Origin of the sequence: Rhodococcoides corynebacterioides NBRC 14404 (genome assembly GCF_001894765.1) — a bacterium.
Classification (GTDB): domain Bacteria; phylum Actinomycetota; class Actinomycetes; order Mycobacteriales; family Mycobacteriaceae; genus Rhodococcoides; species Rhodococcoides corynebacterioides.
The window spans coordinates 865562-883525 of the sequence record NZ_BCWV01000002.1 but is presented as its reverse complement, the minus strand read 5'-3'; the positions used below and the strand labels follow the sequence as shown (position 1 = coordinate 883525).

Sequence of the window (17964 nt, the reverse complement as noted above, 5' to 3'; positions counted from 1 at the left end):
CCCGGGTGCTCCGACCGGAGGCGGCCCGGCCGGCGGCGTTCCGGCGGGCGGCCCCGCCGGTGGTCCCCCGCCCGGCGCCGCCGCGTCGGACGGTGCCCCGGCAGGCGGCGGCGCGGGTGGACTGCTGAACGGCAGCACCCCGGGCGCCGAGCTGACCGCACTGCTCGAGCAGGACGCCGGGACGTACACCTGGGTGGCCGCCACCGTCGGATCGAACGCCGCCTCGGGCTACCAACTGGCGACGGAGGATCCGGTCATGCCCATCGGCGGGTTCAACGGATCCGACCCGTCGCCGACGCTGGAGCAGTTCCAGCAGTACGTCGCCGAGGGGCGGATCCACTACTTCCTCGCCGGCGGCCAGGGCGGCCGGAACTCCGGGCCCGCCGCCGAGATCGCGGCCTGGGTGGAAGCCACCTTCACCGCGCAGACGATCGACGGGGTGCAGGTGTACGACCTGACGGCCTGACGAGTTTCGGTGCAGTGGTCCACCTCCGAGGTGGACTACTGCACCGATGCCCGCGGCACCCTGTTGCGATTCTGCGGGTACGAACAGGAAGTCCGTGCCACGATGACGCATCCGCAGAGGAAGCGCCACGGCGCCAAAGGTCGGGAGAAGACGGTCATGAGCCGAGGCCGAGTTCGTCTCCACACGGGCAATCCCACCGGCAACATAGTCCCTCCGCGTGGAGCTCGGGACGTCAAGGGAACCGACCCGGAGCTATTCAAGTCCGAGCGCCGACCGGCCCGGCCGAAACCTCGAGGCTGCGCTTGGTGCGGTGCCCCCGACACGGTGCGGTCCACTCGTCATTGCAACCGCTGCACTCAGCTTCACAACACGATCAACGCCGCGCGGCGATACATCGAGACCCACGGTCTGCGGCCCCTCGGAGCGTCGCTGACATCGGATTCCGAGGACGAACGCGCTGCCCGTGTCGGCGCGGCCGCAGCCAGACGCAAACTCGATTCCGTGAAAACGCAGCGCAAGAATGGGAAGAGCGCGGTCCGAAATACCCCGGCAGTCCAGTCGAAGAAGGTCGTCACACCGACGAAACGGTCGCTCGCTCGTCAGTCCCGCAAGCGCGATGGACTGATCAAACTTCCGCCGACCGAGAAGTTGGTCCGGTTGCGCCGACGGATACAAGAGATCGATCGCGTGCTCCACACTCTGAATTCCGGCTCGATCCCGGACAGGCGCACGATGTCCGAACTGGGCAAGGAACGCACTCGCATCAAGCGACTGATCGACGAGTTGTTGACCTGATGTTCTACACCTCCAATGCATCGAGTTCATGACGAAGAGACCGAGACCGTCGCGGGTTCAGCTCGACCTGCGGTCGCAACTGTCACCGTGTCCGTGGTCTCCCACGAAGTCGTCGGCTGCGAGTCGGTTCGGGTGGACGACGATTTCTTCTACGCCTATGTCCACCGATCCAGCGTTCGGTGCAAACTCCGCCCTGGGCGAGGTTGCTGCCCGATGAAGCAACTCGGCGTGGACCGGTCCCGATCCGCGCGACTTCCAAGGATCCGCGCCCACTGCAACCGACGCGAATCCCTGGAACAGAAGCGGATCGGGCGGTCCCGGCACCCCGACCGATTCGCTCGACTCTCAGCGGGCGGCCGAACCGGTCCCGATCCGCGCGACTTCCAGGGATCCGCGTCTACTGCAACCGACGCGGATCGCTGGAACAGAAGCGGATCGGGCGGTCCCGGCGTCTATCCGAGCAACACCGCATACCCCGGCTTCACGACGTCGTCGATGAGGGCGAGGCGCTCGTCGAACGGCAGGAACGACGACTTCAGCGCGTTGATCGTGAACCGCTCCAGGTCCGACCACCCGTAGCCGAAGGCGTCGACGAGGGCCTTCATCTCGCGGCTCATCGACGTGTCGCTCATCAGCCGGTTGTCGGTGTTGACGGTGACGCGGAACCGCAAGCGCGCCAACACGTCGAAGGGGTGCTCGGCGATGCTCGCCACCGCGCCCGTCTGGACGTTCGAGCTGGGACACAGTTCGAGCGGGATGCGCTTGTCGCGCACGTACGCCGCCAACCGGCCGAGCTGCGGGGTGCCGTCGTCGCCGGTGTGGATGTCGTCGACGATGCGCACACCGTGCCCGAGACGGTCGGTGCCGCAGAACGCGATCGCCTCGTGAATGGAGGGCAGCCCGAACGCTTCGCCCGCGTGAATGGTGAAGTGCGCGTTGTTGGCTCGCATGTACTCGAACGCGTCGAGGTGACGGCTGGGCGGGAACCCCGCTTCCTTGCCGGCGATGTCGAAGCCGACCACACCCTGATCCCGGTAGCGCACGGCCAGTTCCGCGATCTCTCGCGACCGCGCGGCGTGACGCATCGCGGTGAGCAGGCACCCGACGCGGATCTGCTTGCCCGCCGCCCGCGCCGCGCTCTCGCCCTGCCGGAACCCCTCCAGGGTGTGCTGCACCACCTCGTCGAGTGTCAGCCCCTTCTCGAGGTGCTGCTCGGGGGCGTACCGCACCTCGGCGTAGATCACGCCGTCGGCCGCCAGGTCCTCGGCGCACTCGCGCGCCACCCGCTGCAGGCCCTCCGCGGTCTGCATCACCGCGACGGTGTGCGCGAACGTCTCCAGGTACAGCTCCAACGACCCGCTGTCGGCCGCGTCGCGGAACCACCGACCGAGACTGTCGGCGTCGGCCGCGGGGAGCCCGTCGTACCCGCAGTCGGCAGCGAGCTCCACCACGGTCGACGGACGGAGTCCACCGTCGAGGTGGTCGTGCAGGAGGGCCTTCGGCGCCTGCGCGATGCTGCGCAGATCGAGCGGCGCAGGGCCGCCCGTGGTCGTCGCGTTCGTCCCGGTCTCGTCCACCGCAGCCATGACTCCGACCCTACTGCGGGTCGAGAATCCGAGTGAGGAACCTCTGCGTGCGTTCCTGCGTCGGATGCTCGAGCACCTGCTCGGCGCTCCCCCGCTCGGCCACCACCCCACCGTCGAGGAAGAGCACCTGATCGGCCACCTGCCGGGCGAACCGGATCTCGTGGGTGACCACCACCATCGTCCAGCCCTCACCCGCGAGCTGCTTCATCACCGCGAGCACCTCGCCGACCAGTTCCGGGTCCAACGCCGACGTCGGCTCGTCGAACAGCACGATCTCCGGATGCAGCGCGAGCGCCCGAGCGATGCCGACGCGCTGCTGCTGACCGCCGGACAGCTGGAACGGGAAGCGGTCCTCGGTACCGGCGAGTCCGACGCGGTCGAGCAACTCCTTCGCCTCGCGCTCGGCGTCGGCGCGCGCGTGCCCCTGCACCACGACCGGGCCCTCGGTGACGTTCTGCAACACCGTGCGGTGCGGGAAGAGGTTGTGGTTCTGGAAGACCATGCCGCTCTGCGCGCGCAGCCGCGCGATCGCCCGACGAGCCTCACCTCGACCCGACGGCAACGCACCGAAATCGACGGCGGCGTCCCCGATGCGCACCTGCCCCGCATCCGGCGCGTCGAGCGCATTGAGACCGCGCAGCAACGTCGTCTTCCCGGATCCCGACGGGCCGATGACGACGGTGACGCACCCCCGCTCGGCGGTGAAGTCGATGCCGTCCAGGACGGTGCGGTCGCCGAACGCGCGTCGCAGTCCGGTCACCTCGATCAAGGGTGGGGTCATCGCGCCACGTACCTGTCCAGTCGGGTCTCGAGCCGCCCCTGCACGAACGACAGGGCAATGCAGATCACCCAGTAGTACAGTGCAGCAACGGAATACAGAGCGAAGAAGTCGAACGTCGGGGCTGCCGCCAACTGCGCGGTGCGCAGGAGCTCGGTCACGAGGATGGTCGACGCCAGCGAGGTGTCCTTCACCAGCGAGATCAGCGTGTTCGACAGCGGCGGAACGGCGGTCCGCAGGGCCTGCGGCAACACGATCCGCTGCAGGGTGGTGCGGTAGCCCATGCCGATGGTCTGCGCCGCCTCCCACTGCCCCTTGGGCACCGACAGGATCGCCGCGCGGATGATCTCCGCGGCGTATCCACCCACGTTGATGCTGAACGCGACGATCGCCGCGGGGAACGGGGAGATGACGATGCCGAACTGGGGCAGCGCGTAGAACACGATGAACAGCTGCAGCAGCAGCGGCGTCCCGCGCACGATCGAGACGTAGAACCGGGCCGCCAGGGCGAGCGGCCGGATCGACGAGATGCGCGCCAGCGCGACGGCCAGTGCGATCGCCAGACCGATCACGAAGCTGATCGCGGTGAGCGGCAACGTCATCGTGACCGTCGCCTTCAGCATCGGCACGAGGTTGCGCGCGATCAGGTCGCCGGTCGACGTCCCCGAGCCGCCGGTCGCCTCCTCGGTCGCCGCGAACTCGGCCTCGTCGGGCACCGCGACGTCGGACCCGAAGTACTGCTCCGAGATCCGCGCCAGCGTGCCGTCGTCGTACAGGCCCTGCAGAGCCTCGTTCACGCGGTCCATCAGGCCGCTGTCCCGGCGCGCGGCGAAGGCCTGGAGGCTGGTGTCGCCCGTCTGCGCCGCGACGGCGACGCCCGTGTCGCCGGTCTGCGCGAAGTACTCGGCGACGGCGAGGGAATCGTTGACGGTGGCGTCGACGCGCCCGTCCTTGACCAGTTGGACGGCCTGGACGAACCCTTCGACGGCCTCGACGCGAGCTCCGGCGTCGGCCGCCACCTCGGCCCAGTTGCTCGTGGACGACTGCGCGGTGGTGCGCCCGGCCAGATCGGCGAGGGACGTGATCGACGTGTCCCCCGTCCGGGCGAGGATCTCGCCTTCGGACACCGTGTAGGGCCGGGAGAGGTCGTAGCGTTCGCGGCGCTCGTCGTTGACGGTGACCTGGTTGGCGATCAGGTCGAACCGGCCGCTCTGCAACCCGGCGAAGATGGAGTCGAACGGAGTCTGGACGAAGTCGACGCGGACGCCGAGCCGCTCCCCGACCGCCCGCACCACGTCGACGTCGTATCCGGTCAGCTGTCCGTCGTCGCCCTGGAAGCTGAAGGGGCTGTACGTGCCCTCGGTGCCGACGACGAGCACCCCGTCGTCGAGGTCGGACGCACCGCTGCCCGACGAGCAGCCGGCCACCCCGAGGAGGGCGAGCACGGCGGCGAGCGCCGCGACAACCGCGCCGACTCTCCGCCTCCCGGCGATCATCCGATCCGATCCAGGATCAGCCGACGCTCCTGCGCGGTCCCGTCCTCGACGGTCCAACCACCGCCGAGTGCGTCCAGTGCGCGCTCGAACCGCTCGGGTGTGTCCGTGCACAGCGTGAGCAGTGGCTCGCCGGCCGTGACGGTGTCACCCGGGGCGGCGTGCCATCGCACGCCCGCGCCCGCCTGGACGGGCTGCCCCTGCCGTTCACGTCCGGCACCGAGCCGCCACGCCGCGATGCCGACGGCGCGGGCATCGAGACGGGTGAGCACTCCCGAGCGGTCCGCCGTCACCACGTGCGTGTGGCGCGCGACGGGAAGCGTGGCGTCGGGATCACCGCCCTGCGCGGCGATCATCGCGCGCCAGCGGTCCATCGCGGTGCCGTCGGCCAGCTTGTCGGCCGGGTCGACGTCGAGGCCCGCCGCGGCGACCATCTCGCGGGCGAGGGCGAGCGTCAGCTCGACGACGTCGGCCGGACCGCCGCCGGCGAGCACCTCCACGGATTCCTCGACCTCGAGGGCGTTGCCGGCGGTGCGACCGAGCGGGGTGTCCATGTCGGTGACCAGTGCGACGGTGCGGACCCCGGCGTCGGTGCCGAGGTCGACCATGGTGCGCGCGAGTTCCCGGGCGTCGTCCAGGGTGGACATGAACGCCCCGGAGCCGCACTTGACGTCGAGGACCAGCGCTCCGGTGCCCTCGGCGATCTTCTTGCTCATGATCGAGGCGGCGATCATGGGAATCGACTCGACGGTGGCCGTCACGTCACGGAGGGCGTAGAGCTTCTTGTCCGCGGGCGCGAGGTCCGCTCCGGCGGCGCAGACGACCGCCCCGACGGCCGGGTCGTCGAGGATGCGCGTCATCTCCTCGGCGGAGAGGTCGGCGCGCCAGCCCGGAACGGATTCCAGCTTGTCCAGTGTCCCGCCCGTGTAGCCGAGGCCGCGACCGGACAGTTGCGGGACGGCCGCACCGCATGCGGCGACCAGCGGTGCCAGCGGGAGCGTGATCTTGTCGCCGATACCGCCGGTCGAGTGCTTGTCGACGGTGGGGCGCGCGAGCGTCGAGAAGTCCATCCGGCGTCCGGAGGCGATCATGGCCGCCGTCCAGTCCGCGATCTCACGACGGTTCATGCCGCGCAGCAGGATCGCCATGGTGAGGGCGGACATCTGCTCGTCGGCGACCTCACCGCGGGTGTAGGCGTCGACCATCCACGCGATCTGGCCCGAATCGAGAATGTTGCCGTCGCGCTTGGCTGCGATGACGGAGACGGCGTCAGCCATGCTGCACCGCCCGGGGGGTCGAGGCGGCCGTGTGGGCCTGGCCCGTGGCGAGGTCGTCGGGTCCGAACGCATCGGGGAGGAGGTCGCCCAGTGGTCGTGGTCCGGACGTGGTGTCGACGATCAGTGCGGCACCACCGAACTCGAACAGCACCTGACGGCACCGTCCGCACGGCAGCAGAATTTCTCCGCGCGCATCACAACAAGCGAACGCCACCAGCCGACCTCCGCCGGACGCATTCAGCGCGGACACCAGTCCGCACTCCGCGCAGAGCCCCAGACCGTATGAGACATTTTCCACATTGCACCCGGTCACCACCCGGCCGTCGTCCACCAGGGCGGCCGCTCCGACGGGGTAGTTCGAATAGGGCGCGTAGGCGTGGCTCATGGCGTCACGGGCACTGTCTCGCAAGGATTTCCAGTCGATGTCCTGCACGATCGCCGATCCTGTCACGTCCCGCCGCCCACCGCAGGCACTCCCGAGGAGCCGACCTGCCTGTTGGACAGGCAAACCTAACTAAACGAGCGACGCGAAACGGGAACGCGAGGCGAATTGGTTCCCTCTCCGAGAAGGGGATTACAGTCGTTCTCAGTCGTTTCACATACACGATCGAGCTGGATGTTTCCGGTGTCCACGGGGAGTCTGCGCTCGTCGCGTCCATCACCGATGTTGGAGGCACTGCACTCGATGGCTACCACGACCGAGACCGCGCCCGCGCGGGAGCGCACGCGGTCTCTCTACCGCGGAGATCCGGGCATGTGGTCCTGGGTTCTGCACCGGATCACCGGCGTCGTCACGTTCTTCTTCTTGTTCGTCCACGTGCTCGACACCGCCCTCGTGCGGGTCGATCCGCAGGCCTACAACGAGGTGATCGACACCTACAAGACGCCCATCGTCGGCCTGATGGAGCTGGGCCTGCTGGCCGCCGTGCTCTACCACGCGCTCAACGGCATCCGCGTCATGCTCGTCGACTTCTGGTCGAAGGGGACGCAGTACCAGCGCCTGATGCTGTGGGTCATCCTCGGCCTCTGGTTCGTGCTGATGGTTCCCGCCGCCGGCCGCATCCTCTACAACACCTTCACCGGGGGGCACTGACCATGGCGACCACCGACGCCGGTTCCGCGCGCGCCATCACGCTGGGGACCTCCCACGACCGGCCCGCCGGTCTGGACAACCCTCGCTCGCCGCGCCGCAAGAACCGCGGAAACTTCGAGCTCTACGCCTGGCTGTTCATGCGCTTCTCCGGCCTGGCCCTGGTGATCCTGGTCCTCGGGCACATGTCGATCATGCTGCTGCTCGACGACGGCGTGCACCGCATCAACTTCGCCTTCGTGGCCGGCCGCTGGGCCAGCCCGTTCTGGCAGGTGTGGGACCTGACCATGCTGTGGCTCGCGCAGCTGCACGGCGGCAACGGTCTGCGCACGGTCATCAACGACTACTCGCGCAAGGACTCCACCCGGTTCTGGCTGACGACGCTGCTGGTGCTGTCCATGATTCTGATCATGGGCCTGGGCACCTACGTGATCTTCACCTTCGACCCCAACATCTCCGCAGGCTAAGGGGGCAGGCACATGCAGGAACATCGTTACGACGTGCTCATCGTCGGTGCCGGTGGCGCGGGTATGCGCGCCGCCATCGAGGCCGGGCCGCGCGCCCGCACCGCGGTGCTGACCAAGCTCTACCCCACCCGCAGCCACACCGGCGCGGCGCAGGGCGGCATGTGCGCCGCCCTCGCCAACGTCGAGGAGGACAACTGGGAGTGGCACACCTTCGACACCGTCAAGGGTGGTGACTACCTGGTCGACCAGGACGCCGCCGAGATCATGGCCAAGGAGGCCATCGACGCGGTTCTCGACCTCGAGAAGATGGGGCTGCCGTTCAACCGCACCCCCGAGGGCAAGATCGACCAGCGTCGCTTCGGCGGTCACACCCGTGACCACGGCAAGGCGCCCGTGCGCCGTGCGTGTTACGCCGCGGACCGCACCGGCCACATGATCCTGCAGACGCTGTACCAGCAGTGCGTCAAGCACGACGTGGAATTCTTCAACGAGTTCTACGCCCTCGACGTCGCGCTGACCGAGACCGAGAACGGTCCCGTCGCCACCGGCGTCATCGCCTATGAGCTGGCCACCGGCGAGCTCCACGTGTTCCACGCCAAGTCGATCGTCTTCGCGACCGGCGGCTCGGGACGCATCTACAAGACGACGTCCAACGCGCACACCCTCACCGGTGACGGCATGTCCATCATCTTCCGCAAGGGTCTGCCGCTCGAGGACATGGAGTTCCACCAGTTCCACCCGACGGGCCTGGCGGGCCTGGGCATCCTCATCTCCGAGGCGGTCCGCGGCGAGGGCGGCATCCTCCGCAACGCCGACGGCGAGCGGTTCATGGAGCGCTATGCGCCCACCATCAAGGACCTCGCGCCTCGCGACATCGTCGCCCGCTCGATGGTGCTCGAGGTCCTCGAGGGCCGCGGTGCCGGTCCGAACAAGGACTACGTGTACATCGACGTCACGCACCTCGGTGAGGACGTGCTCGAGGAGAAGCTCCCCGACATCACCGAGTTCTCGCGCACCTACCTCGGTGTCGACCCGGTGACGGAGCTGGTCCCGGTGTACCCGACGTGCCACTACGTCATGGGCGGCATCCCCACCAAGATCCGCGGTGAGGTCCTCCGCAACAACGACGACATCGTCCCCGGCCTGTACGCCGCCGGCGAGTGCGCGTGCGTCTCGGTGCACGGATCGAACCGTCTGGGCACCAACTCCCTGCTCGACATCAACGTGTTCGGCCGTCGTGCCGGCATCGCCGCGGCCGAGTACGCCAACTCCACCGAGTTCGTTCCGCTTCCGGAGGAGCCGGCGAAGATGGTGCAGGAGTGGCTCGAGCTGATCCTGTCCGATCACGGACACGAGAAGGTCGCCACCATCCGGACCGAGCTCCAGCAGTCGATGGACAACAACGCGTCCGTCTTCCGCACGGAGGACACGCTCAAGCAGGCCCTCACGGACATCCAGGGCCTGAAGGAGCGGTACGGCCGCATCACGGTGCAGGACAAGGGCAAGCGCTACAACAGCGACCTGCTCGAGGCCATCGAGCTCGGCTTCCTGCTCGAGATGGCCGAGGTCACCGTCGCCGGCGCGCTCAACCGCAAGGAGACCCGCGGCGGACACGCGCGCGAGGACTACCCGGAGCGCGACGACGTGAACTACATGCGCCACACCATGGCCTACAAGGTGGGCGACGGGTTGCTGTCGGACATCCGCCTCGACTGGAAGCCCGTGGTGCAGACCCGTTACGAACCGATGGAGCGTAAGTACTGATGAGCGCACCCGCTATCGACAAGAGCGAAGACCGGAGCGACCTGCCGGAGGTGCCGGAAGGCGCCGTCATGGTCACCCTGAAGATCGCTCGCTTCAACCCCGAGAACGATCTCGGTGCGCACTGGGACAGCTTCCAGGTCCCGACGCTGCCGACGGACCGGCTGCTCAACCTCATGCTGTACGTGAAGAGCTACCTGGACGGCACGCTGTCCTTCCGTCGCTCCTGCGCGCACGGCGTGTGCGGCTCCGACGCCATGCGGGTCAACGGCGTGAACCGTCTGGCGTGCAAGGTGCTCATGCGCGACATGCTGCCGAAGGACTCGTCGAAGACGCTGACCATCACGGTCGAGCCGATCCGCGGTCTGCCGGTGGAGAAGGACCTCATCGTCGACATGGAGCCCTTCTTCGACGCGTACCGCGCCGTGAAGCCGTACCTGATGGTGTCGGGCAACGAGCCCACCCGCGAGCGCATCCAGTCGGCCGCCGACCGCGCCCGCTTCGACGACACCACCAAGTGCATCCTGTGCGCGTGCTGCACCACCTCGTGTCCGGTGTACTGGTCCGACGGCAGCTACTTCGGCCCCGCCGCGATCGTCAACGCACACCGGTTCATCTTCGACAGCCGTGACGAGGGTGCTCCGGAGCGTCTCGACATCCTCAACGACGTCGAGGGTGTGTGGCGCTGCCGCACCACGTTCAACTGCACCGACGCCTGCCCTCGCGGCATCCAGGTGACCAAGGCGATCCAGGAGGTCAAGCGCGCGTTGCTCTTCGCCCGCTGACCCCCCGCTCCGCACGACGACGCCCGCCCCTGCATGGCAGGGGCGGGCGTCGTCCTGTGTCAGACGAACGCCGAGTACCCCGTCACTCCGCGCCCGACGATGAGATTGTTCATCTGGGACGTGCCCTCGTAGGAGTACACGGCTTCCGCGTCGGCGAAGTACCGGATCACGTCGTAGTCGAGGACGATGCCGTTGCCACCGAGGATCTCTCGCGCCCAGCCGACCACCTCGCGCAAGCGCGTCGTGCAGTACGCCTTCGACAGGGCCGCGTGTTCGTCGTGCCGCACGCCGGAGTCCTGCAGTTGCGAGACCCGGAGCGCCATCCCCAGACTCGCGGTGATGTTCCCGGCCATCCGAGCGATCAGATCCGAGATCAGCTGGAACGACGCGATGGGTGCGCCGAACTGCTCACGCTCGCGGGCGTAGTCGACGGCCCGCTCGAACGCGCCGATCATGATGCCCACCGCACCCCAGGCCACTCCCCCACGCGTCAGCGACAGCACCTTCGCGGTGTCGGCGAAGGAATCGGCGTTCTCCAGTTTGTCGGCGGCCGGGATGCGGCAGTCCTCGAAGTACAGGTCGGCGTTCTCCACCGCGCGCAGCGAGTACTTCCGCTCGATCTTCTCGGCACGGAACCCGTCGGGAAATCCGTTCTCGCCCTTCTCCAGAACGAACCCCTTCACCTCCCCGTCGGCCTCGTCCTTGGCGAAGACGACGATCAGGTCGGCGAACGTGGCGTTGCCGATCCATCGCTTGCTGCCGTTGAGCACCCACTCGTCGCCCTCGCGCCGGGCGGTGGTCTCGAGACCGCCCGCGACATCGGACCCGCCGCGGGGCTCGGAGAGCCCGAACGCGCCGATCTTCTCCATGCGCTTCATCGCCGGCAGCCACCGGTCCTTCTGCTCGTCCGAGCCGAGGATGGCGATGCTGCTCATCGCGAGCCCGCTGTGCACGGTGAACATCGTTCCGGTGGACGGGTCGACGCGGGAGAATTCCAGGGAGAGCCAGCCGCTGAGGATCTTGCGGGACGCCGGGTTGCCGTCGAATTCGTAGTCCAGGCCCACGATGTCGAGCTCGGCGAGGCGCGGCAGCAGGTGACGGGGCGACTCCGCCTTCTCCCAGAACTCGTTGGCGCGGGGACGGACCTCGTCCTCGAGGAACCGGCGAGTGCGCAGGACGGCGGCGTTCTCCTCGTCGGTGAGCAAGCCCTGGTAGCCGTACAAGTCGGCGGCAAGGAAGCTCGTGTCCAACGGTCCGAGAGGCTCGTGAGTGCTCATGGGTCGTGGGTACCCCGCCGGCGCCGTCCCGTAGCCGCCGATGCACCGAGGACCGGTCGACGGGGACGGTCTCGAGGGGAACTCGAGGTGTTCGCGCTCTTGTGGGAGGGCCCGTGACGAGCCACGCTGAGGTCATGACCTCCACCGCCCCCATCGCCGGACGGCCGACCCGAGCGGTCTCCGGCCTGCCCGCCCGGGCCGGTCGGCTGTCCGCAGCCGAGTGCCGACTCGACGACCTCCGCGCCCTCGTCGAGCGCGCCACCGACCTCGCGGACTACCCGTTCGCCGACGACACCGAGCGCGGTGTGCTCGTCTACGACGCCGCCCGCCTCCGCAGCCGCATCACCGACGAGTCCACCCGCGCCGAGGTCCAGGACGAGATCGCCCGCGCCCTCCTCGACGGGCCCGGCATCGCCGTCTTCCGCGGAGCGTTCACCGAGGAGCACGCCCTCACCGACACCACGACCTACTTCACCGACACCATCGCGCGCCAGCACGCCGACGGTGTCGCCGGTGGGGACCACTTCGCGAAGCCCGGCGCCAACGACCGCGTCTGGTCGGCGTTGCAGAAACTGGCCGTCGACCGGCCGGACCTGTTCGTCCGGTACTACGCCGACGACGTCCTCGCCCTGGTGTCCGAGGCCTGGCTCGGTCCGATGTATCAGGTGACGTCGTCGATCAACGTGGTCAACCCCGGTGGCGCGGCGCAGAATCCGCACCGCGACTACCACCTGGGGTTCATGTCCACCGAGACCGCGACGGCCTTCCGAGCCCACGTGCACCGCCTCTCCCCCGCCCTCACGCTCCAGGGCGCGGTGGCGCACTGCGCGATGCCGATCGAGTCCGGCCCCACCATGTACCTGCCGTACTCCCAGCAGTACGAGCCCGGGTACATCGCCTTCGGGCTGCCCGAGTTCCGCGACTTCTTCGCGCAGCACTACGTCCAGCTTCCGCTCGAGGCCGGTGACGCGGTGTTCTTCAACCCGGCGCTGTTCCACGCGGCGGGCCACAACACCACCGCGGACGTCCACCGCATGGCCAACCTCCTGCAGGTGTCGTCCGCGTTCGGGCGCGCGATCGACAGCGTGGACCGCGACGCGATGGTGTGCTCGCTCTACCCCGAGTTGCGGGCCCTCGCCGACGCCGGACGCGACGACGACGTGCGCGCGGTGGTCGCGGCGTCCGCCGAGGGCTACGCCTTCCCGACCAACCTCGACCGCGACCCGCCCGTGACCGGCATGGCCGGGGAGACCCAGGCCGAGCTGGTGCACCGGGCCCTGCACGAATCGATGTCCCCGGAGCAGTTCGCCGAGGAGGTTCGCGCTCTCACGATCCGGCACACGCCCTGATCGCTCGGGCCGGTCACCCGGGCACGTTGTAGGGCGTCACCACGTGCACCGGGGAGGATCCGGTGCGTACCCCCGTCACCGCGCCTGCCGCCTGCATCAGCAGCCGGCAGGCGCGGTGCACGTCTGCTCGGAGGTCGTGGTGCAGCACCGCCGACAACGCCCCTTCGGCGAGCAGGCGTCGATTGTCGGTGTCGAGATCGTGCGCCACGAAGACCCGGCACGGACGGCCCGATCGCGCGAACGCGCGGACCGTCGCGGCGTTGCCTCCGCCGATCGAGTAGACGCCGGCCACCGCGGGGTCGCGCTGGAGCGCCTCCGTCACCAGGTCCTCGACGGTGTCGTCCAATCCGCTGCTCTGCGCGATGTCGACCACGCGCCGCGGCGGCCGCTGCTCGGCTGCGGCGAGATCGCGGAGCGCCCGGCGGAACCCGGCTTCGCGCTCGCCCTCGGCGCGGAACGAGTCGTGACTGAGCGTCACCAGGACGGCGGCGTCCTCGCCGTCACCGTCGCCGCTGCCGCGACCGAAGAAGCGGTCCACCAGGTACCCGGCCGTCGCCCCGGCTGCCCGATCGTCGATCCCGACGTAGGCGACGCGCGTGCTGGCGGGAATGTCGGACACGTACGTGACGACGGGGATGCCGCCGGCGACGAGGTCGTCGACCGCCGCCGCCACCTCCGGCCGGTCGGGCGCCTTGAGGATCACGCCGTGCGACCCCCGAGTGCGGATGCCCGCGAGGGTGGCCACCGCGTCGTCCACGGACTCGGTTTCGCGGAAATGGAAGCGAGCGCGTACGAGGGCCGGTGCGAGCGTGGGCAATTCGGCTTCGAGCGCGGCGCGGACCTCGGCGCAGAACCGCTCCGGGGCCTGCATCACGATGTCGACGAAGAACTTGCGGCCGTTCAGGCGCAGTTGCGTGCGCTGCTTGTCGAGGTCCTCGATCGCCTGCTGCACCTCGGCGCGCGTGTCCTCGCGCACCCCCGGCCGCCCGTGCAGGACGCGATCGACGGTGGCCTCGCTGAGTCCGGCCTGCTGGGCAATCTCGCGCACCTTGTAGCGATGGGCCACGCGCACTCTCCTCGAGGTGTTTTTGATGTGCTCCGCAGTGTTGTCTGCACAGCGCTCGACCGCAAGACTCGACGGGTGCGAGATCTTCTGACGGACCGGGTGGTCCTGGTGAGCGGCGGAACGGCCGGCGTGGGTGCGGCGGTGGTCCGGAGCGCCCTGGCGCACGGTGCGCGCGTGGCGTTCTCGGGGCGCCGCACCGACGTCGGCACGGCGCTCGAGCGCGAGCTGCGTGCCGCCGGCCACGACGTCCTCTACGTCCAGGCGGACGTCGCCGATCCGGCCGACGCGCGGGCTTCGGTCGAGCGCACCGCCGAGCACTACGGGCGCGTGGACGCGGTCTGCATCAGCGCCGGGCTGACCACCCGCGGATCCCTGCTGGACACCACGCCCGAGCTGTTCGATCAGCACGTCGCCGTCAATCTGCGCGGACCGTTCTTCGTCATGCAGGCCGCCGTCCGCGACATGGTGCGCCGCGGTGCACCGGGCACGATCGTGTGCATCGGGTCGATCTCCGCTCGTGGTGGCCAGCCCTACCTCGCCCCCTACGTCGCCGCGAAGGCCGGGCTCGCCGGACTGACGAAGAACGCCGCGCACGCGCATCGGTTCGACCGGATTCGCATCAACACCCTCGACATCGGCTGGACCGAGACCGAGGGAGAGGCGCTGACGCAGAAGCGATTCCACGACGCACCGGACGACTGGGCCGAGCAGGCCGCGGCGCGGCAACCGATGGGCACCCTCGGGCGCCCGGACGAGATCGCCGACGCCGTCGTGTTCCTGCTGTCGGCGCGCAGCGGCGTCGTGACCGGATCGGTGATCGAGTGGGACCAGCAGGTCGTCGGAGGCCAGGACTGATGGGCGCGCGCCTCGGTGTCGTCGGCCTCGGCCGGATCGGCGCCTTCCACTGCGACACGCTCGCGGGGCTCGACGGGGTGTCCTCGCTCGTGGTGCTCGACGACCGTCCGGACGTCACCGCGTCCGTCGCGGACCGTCACGGCGCCACCGCGGTCACCACGCTCGAGGACCTGCTGAGCGCCGGCGTCGACGGGGTGGTGGTCGCCGCCGCGACCCCCGCCCACGCGCCGGTGCTGCTCACCGCCGTCGCTGCGGGCATTCCCGTCTTCTGCGAGAAGCCGTTGGCGTCCACCGCGGTCGAGAGCGCCGCCGTGGTGGCGGGGCTCGCGGGCTCCGACGTGCCGGTGCAGATCGGGTTCAACCGCCGGTTCGATCCGGCCGTCGCCGCAGCGTATCGGGCCGTGCGGGCCGGCGAGCTCGGGGCACTGCACACCGTCCGCTCCACCACCCTCGACCCCGCACCGCCTCCGGCGGACTACATCGCGGCGTCGGGGGGTCTGTTCCGCGACTGCAGCGTGCACGACTTCGACACCGTTCGGTGGATCGTGGGCCGTGAGGTCGTGTCGGTGTTCGCGGCGGGGACCGCGTCCGACGATCCCCGCTTCGTCGCCGCGGGCGACGTGCACACCGCGACGACGCTGCTCACGTTCGACGACGGCACCCTCGGCGTCGTGTCGAACTCCCGGTTCAACGGCCGCGGCTACGACTGCCGACTCGAGGTGCACGGACGCACCGACACCGTCGTCGCGGGATGGGACGACGCCGCGCCCGTCCGCAATCTCGATCCCGCACACGACGAGCGGGGACGGCACCCGTTCCCGTCCGCGACACCGCACTCGTTCTTCATGGACCGATTCGCCGAGTCCTACCGCGCCGAACTCGCCGCGTTCCTCGAGGTCGTCGCCGGTCGGCGTCCGTCGCCCTGCACTCCCGCCGACGCGCTGGAGGTGGCCTGGATCGCGGAGGCCGCCGCCGCGTCGCTCCACCGCTCCGCCCCCGTCACCCTGGAAGAGGTTCGTTCATGACCGTTCGTATCGCCGGAGCCCCCATCTCGTGGGGTGTCTGCGAGGTCCCCGGCTGGGGCCACCAGATCAGCGTCGACCGCGTGCTGCGCGAGATGCGCGAGGCGGGACTGACCGCGACCGAGAACGGACCCGACGGCTTTCTGCCGTCCGATCCGCAGGAGCTGGCCCGAACGCTCGCGGACCACGGCCTCACCTCGGTCGGCGGATTCGCTCCGGTGCTCCTGCACGAGAGCGGACACGATCCCGTGCCCGGGATCTCCGGCCTGCTGGACGGATTCGTCGCCGCGCACGCGGACGTGATCGTGCTGGCGGCCGTGAGCGGTCGCGACGGATACGACGCGCGCCCGGTGCCGACCGACGACGAGTGGACGACGTTGCTGCGCAACCTCGATCGCCTCGCCGCGGCGTCCGCGGAGCGCGGCATCCGCGCCGTGCTCCATCCCCACGTCGGCACCATGATCGAGCAGCGGGACGAGGTCCACCGTGTGCTCGACGGGTCCTCGATCCCCCTGTGTCTGGACACCGGACACCTGATGATCGGCGGAACCGACCCCGCCGAGCTGGCGCGTCAGGCGTCGTCACGCATCACCCACGCGCATCTCAAGGACGTCGACGCGGCGCTCGCGGCGCGGGTGCAGGCCGGCGACCTGACCTACACCGACGCGGTGCAGGCCGGGATGTACACCCCGCTAGGCACCGGCGACGTCGGCATCGGCGGTGTCGTGGGCACCCTGCTCGACGCCGGGTACGACGGCTGGTTCGTGCTCGAGCAGGACACCATCCTGGCCGACGATCCCGCGGCCGACGGGGGTCCGGTGCTCGATGTGAAGGCCAGCGTGGCGTACCTGCGCTCGGTGACCGACGCCCGCGTCGTGACCGTATGAGAATCGGCGTCCTGGGCGCCTCCCGCATCGCGGAGTCCGCGATCGTCGCACCGGCGCACGCCCTCGGGCACCGGCTGGTCACCGTCGCCGCACGCGACCGGGCACGGGCCGAGGAGTTCGCGCAGCGGCACGGGGTGGAGCGGGTGTCCGACGACTACGCCGCGGTGCTCGCCGATCCGGAGGTGGACCTCGTCTACAACCCCCTCGCGAACGCGCTGCACGCACCGTGGAACATCCGCGCCCTCGAGGCGGGCAGGACCGTTCTGACCGAGAAGCCGTTCGCGCGGGGCGCCGCCGAGGCGCGCGAGGTCGCGGCCGTCGCTCTGCGGACGGGCGGGCGAATCGTCGAGGCGTTCCACTACCTCTTCCACCCGGTGACCCAGCGGGTGTTCGAGATCGCCCGGTCCGGCGAGCTCGGCGACCTCACCGGGGTCGAGGTGGTCATGGCGATGCCGGAGCCCGACGCCGGGGATCCGCGGTGGTCCCTCGAGATGGCGGGCGGGGCGATCATGGATCTCGGCTGCTACGGCCTGCACGTGTGCCGCATGCTGGCCGATGCGGCCGGCGCCGGCGGCGCACCGCGGGTGGTGTCGGCGCAGGCCGACGAGCGCGACCCGGGGGTCGACGCGGCGACGACGATCGATCTCGAGTTCCCCAGCGGCGTCCCGGCTCGCAGCGTGAACTCCATGGTGCATCCGCGCTTCGAGTTCACGATGCGACTGCTCTTCACCGGCGGCGAGGTGTTCGCGCACGACTTCATCCGCCCCAATCTCGACGGGCGGGTGTCGGTCACCGATGCGTCCGGCGTGCACGTGGAGCGGCTGAGCACCCGACCGACGTACCACTACCAATTAGACGCTCTCGCAGCACATCTGGAGACGGGGTCGCCCTACCCCCTGGACGTCGACGACGCCGTGGCCACCATGGAGCTGGTCGACGCCGCCTACCGTGCGGCGGGACTCGCTCCACGCTGATCGCCGAACGACGGACGCCCCGCACCTGGATTCGGT

18 protein-coding genes are annotated in these 17964 nt (G+C 69.5%); 11 read left to right on the top strand and 7 right to left on the bottom strand.

Annotation, left to right across the window (positions count from 1 at the left end):
- Positions 1 to 466, top strand: a 466-nt coding sequence (locus RC2_RS05525; protein ID WP_503487596.1) for a mannosyltransferase YkcB-related protein, incomplete at its 5' end; no start/stop codon positions are given.
- A 9-nt stretch (positions 467 to 475) separates the two neighbouring features.
- A complete protein-coding gene (locus tag RC2_RS18600) occupies positions 476 to 1261 on the top strand; it encodes a hypothetical protein (RefSeq protein ID WP_139277274.1) in 786 nt (261 codons plus the stop codon).
- A 452-nt stretch (positions 1262 to 1713) separates the two neighbouring features.
- On the opposite strand, the gene RC2_RS05515 is transcribed toward RC2_RS18600, so the two are convergent.
- The 5 genes from RC2_RS05515 to RC2_RS05495 are packed head-to-tail and all read right to left on the bottom strand — an operon-like array spanning position 1714 to position 6828.
- Positions 1714 to 2847 carry an adenosine deaminase gene (locus RC2_RS05515; protein ID WP_068144442.1) on the bottom strand — a complete coding sequence of 378 codons (1134 nt, stop codon included), beginning with the start codon at positions 2845 to 2847 and terminating at the stop codon, positions 1714 to 1716.
- A 10-nt stretch (positions 2848 to 2857) separates the two neighbouring features.
- The gene (locus RC2_RS05510) at positions 2858 to 3628 is read right to left on the bottom strand and encodes an amino acid ABC transporter ATP-binding protein (RefSeq protein ID WP_068144447.1); all 771 of its coding nucleotides are present in this window, start codon (positions 3626 to 3628) and stop codon (positions 2858 to 2860) included.
- Complete coding sequence (locus tag RC2_RS05505) at positions 3625 to 5121, bottom strand: ABC transporter permease subunit (protein ID WP_072681136.1); 1497 nt, start codon at positions 5119 to 5121, stop codon at positions 3625 to 3627. Before RC2_RS05505 ends, RC2_RS05510 begins: the two co-directional genes overlap by 4 nt.
- Positions 5118 to 6395 carry a thymidine phosphorylase gene (locus RC2_RS05500; protein WP_068144449.1) on the bottom strand — a complete coding sequence of 426 codons (1278 nt, stop codon included), beginning with the start codon at positions 6393 to 6395 and terminating at the stop codon, positions 5118 to 5120. The genes RC2_RS05505 and RC2_RS05500 overlap by 4 nt, the downstream gene beginning before the upstream one ends.
- Positions 6388 to 6828: a cytidine deaminase gene (locus tag RC2_RS05495; protein WP_068144518.1), complete on the bottom strand. Its 441-nt coding sequence runs from the start codon at positions 6826 to 6828 to the stop codon at positions 6388 to 6390. Before RC2_RS05495 ends, RC2_RS05500 begins: the two co-directional genes overlap by 8 nt.
- Before the next feature lie 252 nt (positions 6829 to 7080).
- Between RC2_RS05495 and sdhC the strand changes: the two genes are divergently transcribed.
- Genes sdhC through RC2_RS05475 form a run of 4 tightly spaced genes read left to right on the top strand, consistent with a single transcriptional unit; the run spans position 7081 to position 10498 of the window.
- Positions 7081 to 7488, top strand: coding sequence for a succinate dehydrogenase, cytochrome b556 subunit (sdhC, locus tag RC2_RS05490; protein WP_068144521.1), 408 nt, complete (start codon positions 7081 to 7083; stop codon positions 7486 to 7488).
- Positions 7489 to 7490: 2 nt separating this feature from the next.
- Positions 7491 to 7952: a succinate dehydrogenase hydrophobic membrane anchor subunit gene (locus tag RC2_RS05485; RefSeq protein WP_068102048.1), complete on the top strand. Its 462-nt coding sequence runs from the start codon at positions 7491 to 7493 to the stop codon at positions 7950 to 7952.
- Positions 7953 to 7964: 12 nt separating this feature from the next.
- On the top strand, positions 7965 to 9716 hold the full coding sequence (gene sdhA / locus RC2_RS05480) for a succinate dehydrogenase flavoprotein subunit (RefSeq protein WP_068144454.1): 1752 nt from the start codon (positions 7965 to 7967) through the stop codon (positions 9714 to 9716).
- Complete coding sequence (locus tag RC2_RS05475; protein ID WP_068144457.1) at positions 9716 to 10498, top strand: succinate dehydrogenase iron-sulfur subunit; 783 nt, start codon at positions 9716 to 9718, stop codon at positions 10496 to 10498. Before sdhA ends, RC2_RS05475 begins: the two co-directional genes overlap by 1 nt.
- Positions 10499 to 10557: 59 nt before the next feature.
- On the opposite strand, the gene RC2_RS05470 is transcribed toward RC2_RS05475, so the two are convergent.
- On the bottom strand, positions 10558 to 11775 hold the full coding sequence (locus RC2_RS05470; protein WP_068144460.1) for an acyl-CoA dehydrogenase family protein: 1218 nt from the start codon (positions 11773 to 11775) through the stop codon (positions 10558 to 10560).
- Positions 11776 to 11909: 134 nt separating this feature from the next.
- On the opposite strand from RC2_RS05470, the gene RC2_RS05465 reads away from it, so the two are divergent.
- Positions 11910 to 13124: a phytanoyl-CoA dioxygenase family protein gene (locus tag RC2_RS05465; RefSeq protein WP_068144470.1), complete on the top strand. Its 1215-nt coding sequence runs from the start codon at positions 11910 to 11912 to the stop codon at positions 13122 to 13124.
- Between the two features lie 13 nt (positions 13125 to 13137).
- Here RC2_RS05465 and RC2_RS05460 read toward each other — a convergent pair whose 3' ends face one another.
- Positions 13138 to 14190: a LacI family DNA-binding transcriptional regulator gene (locus RC2_RS05460; protein WP_068144524.1), complete on the bottom strand. Its 1053-nt coding sequence runs from the start codon at positions 14188 to 14190 to the stop codon at positions 13138 to 13140.
- A gap of 75 nt (positions 14191 to 14265) precedes the next feature.
- Here RC2_RS05460 and RC2_RS05455 point away from each other — a divergent pair, with 75 nt between their 5' ends.
- The 4 genes from RC2_RS05455 to RC2_RS05440 are packed head-to-tail and all read left to right on the top strand — an operon-like array spanning position 14266 to position 17928.
- Positions 14266 to 15045 carry an SDR family oxidoreductase gene (locus RC2_RS05455; RefSeq protein WP_068144471.1) on the top strand — a complete coding sequence of 260 codons (780 nt, stop codon included), beginning with the start codon at positions 14266 to 14268 and terminating at the stop codon, positions 15043 to 15045.
- Positions 15045 to 16070, top strand: a complete 1026-nt coding sequence (locus RC2_RS05450; RefSeq protein WP_068144473.1) for a Gfo/Idh/MocA family protein — start codon at positions 15045 to 15047, stop codon at positions 16068 to 16070. The genes RC2_RS05455 and RC2_RS05450 overlap by 1 nt, the downstream gene beginning before the upstream one ends.
- Positions 16067 to 16954 (top strand): sugar phosphate isomerase/epimerase family protein, encoded by an 888-nt coding sequence (locus RC2_RS05445; RefSeq protein WP_068144476.1) that lies wholly within the window; start codon positions 16067 to 16069, stop codon positions 16952 to 16954. Before RC2_RS05450 ends, RC2_RS05445 begins: the two co-directional genes overlap by 4 nt.
- Positions 16951 to 17928 carry a Gfo/Idh/MocA family protein gene (locus tag RC2_RS05440; RefSeq protein WP_068144479.1) on the top strand — a complete coding sequence of 326 codons (978 nt, stop codon included), beginning with the start codon at positions 16951 to 16953 and terminating at the stop codon, positions 17926 to 17928. Before RC2_RS05445 ends, RC2_RS05440 begins: the two co-directional genes overlap by 4 nt.
- The last annotated feature ends 36 nt before the right edge of the window (positions 17929 to 17964 follow it).

Excerpts from the sequence above, each read along its gene's own strand:
- RC2_RS05475 (WP_068144457.1), top strand. The coding sequence starts at position 9,716 with ATGAGCGCACCCGCTATCGACAAGAGCGAAGACCGGAGCGACCTGCCG.
- RC2_RS05485 (WP_068102048.1), top strand. The coding sequence starts at position 7,491 with ATGGCGACCACCGACGCCGGTTCCGCGCGCGCCATCACGCTGGGGACC.
- sdhC (WP_068144521.1), top strand. The coding sequence starts at position 7,081 with ATGGCTACCACGACCGAGACCGCGCCCGCGCGGGAGCGCACGCGGTCT.
- RC2_RS05445 (WP_068144476.1), top strand. The coding sequence starts at position 16,067 with ATGACCGTTCGTATCGCCGGAGCCCCCATCTCGTGGGGTGTCTGCGAG.
- RC2_RS05440 (WP_068144479.1), top strand. The coding sequence starts at position 16,951 with ATGAGAATCGGCGTCCTGGGCGCCTCCCGCATCGCGGAGTCCGCGATC.
- RC2_RS05510 (WP_068144447.1), bottom strand. The coding sequence starts at position 3,628 with ATGACCCCACCCTTGATCGAGGTGACCGGACTGCGACGCGCGTTCGGC.
- RC2_RS05505 (WP_072681136.1), bottom strand. The coding sequence starts at position 5,121 with ATGATCGCCGGGAGGCGGAGAGTCGGCGCGGTTGTCGCGGCGCTCGCC.
- RC2_RS05450 (WP_068144473.1), top strand. The coding sequence starts at position 15,045 with ATGGGCGCGCGCCTCGGTGTCGTCGGCCTCGGCCGGATCGGCGCCTTC.
- RC2_RS05470 (WP_068144460.1), bottom strand. The coding sequence starts at position 11,775 with ATGAGCACTCACGAGCCTCTCGGACCGTTGGACACGAGCTTCCTTGCC.
- RC2_RS05465 (WP_068144470.1), top strand. The coding sequence starts at position 11,910 with ATGACCTCCACCGCCCCCATCGCCGGACGGCCGACCCGAGCGGTCTCC.
- sdhA (WP_068144454.1), top strand. The coding sequence starts at position 7,965 with ATGCAGGAACATCGTTACGACGTGCTCATCGTCGGTGCCGGTGGCGCG.
- RC2_RS05500 (WP_068144449.1), bottom strand. The coding sequence starts at position 6,395 with ATGGCTGACGCCGTCTCCGTCATCGCAGCCAAGCGCGACGGCAACATT.
- RC2_RS05515 (WP_068144442.1), bottom strand. The coding sequence starts at position 2,847 with ATGGCTGCGGTGGACGAGACCGGGACGAACGCGACGACCACGGGCGGC.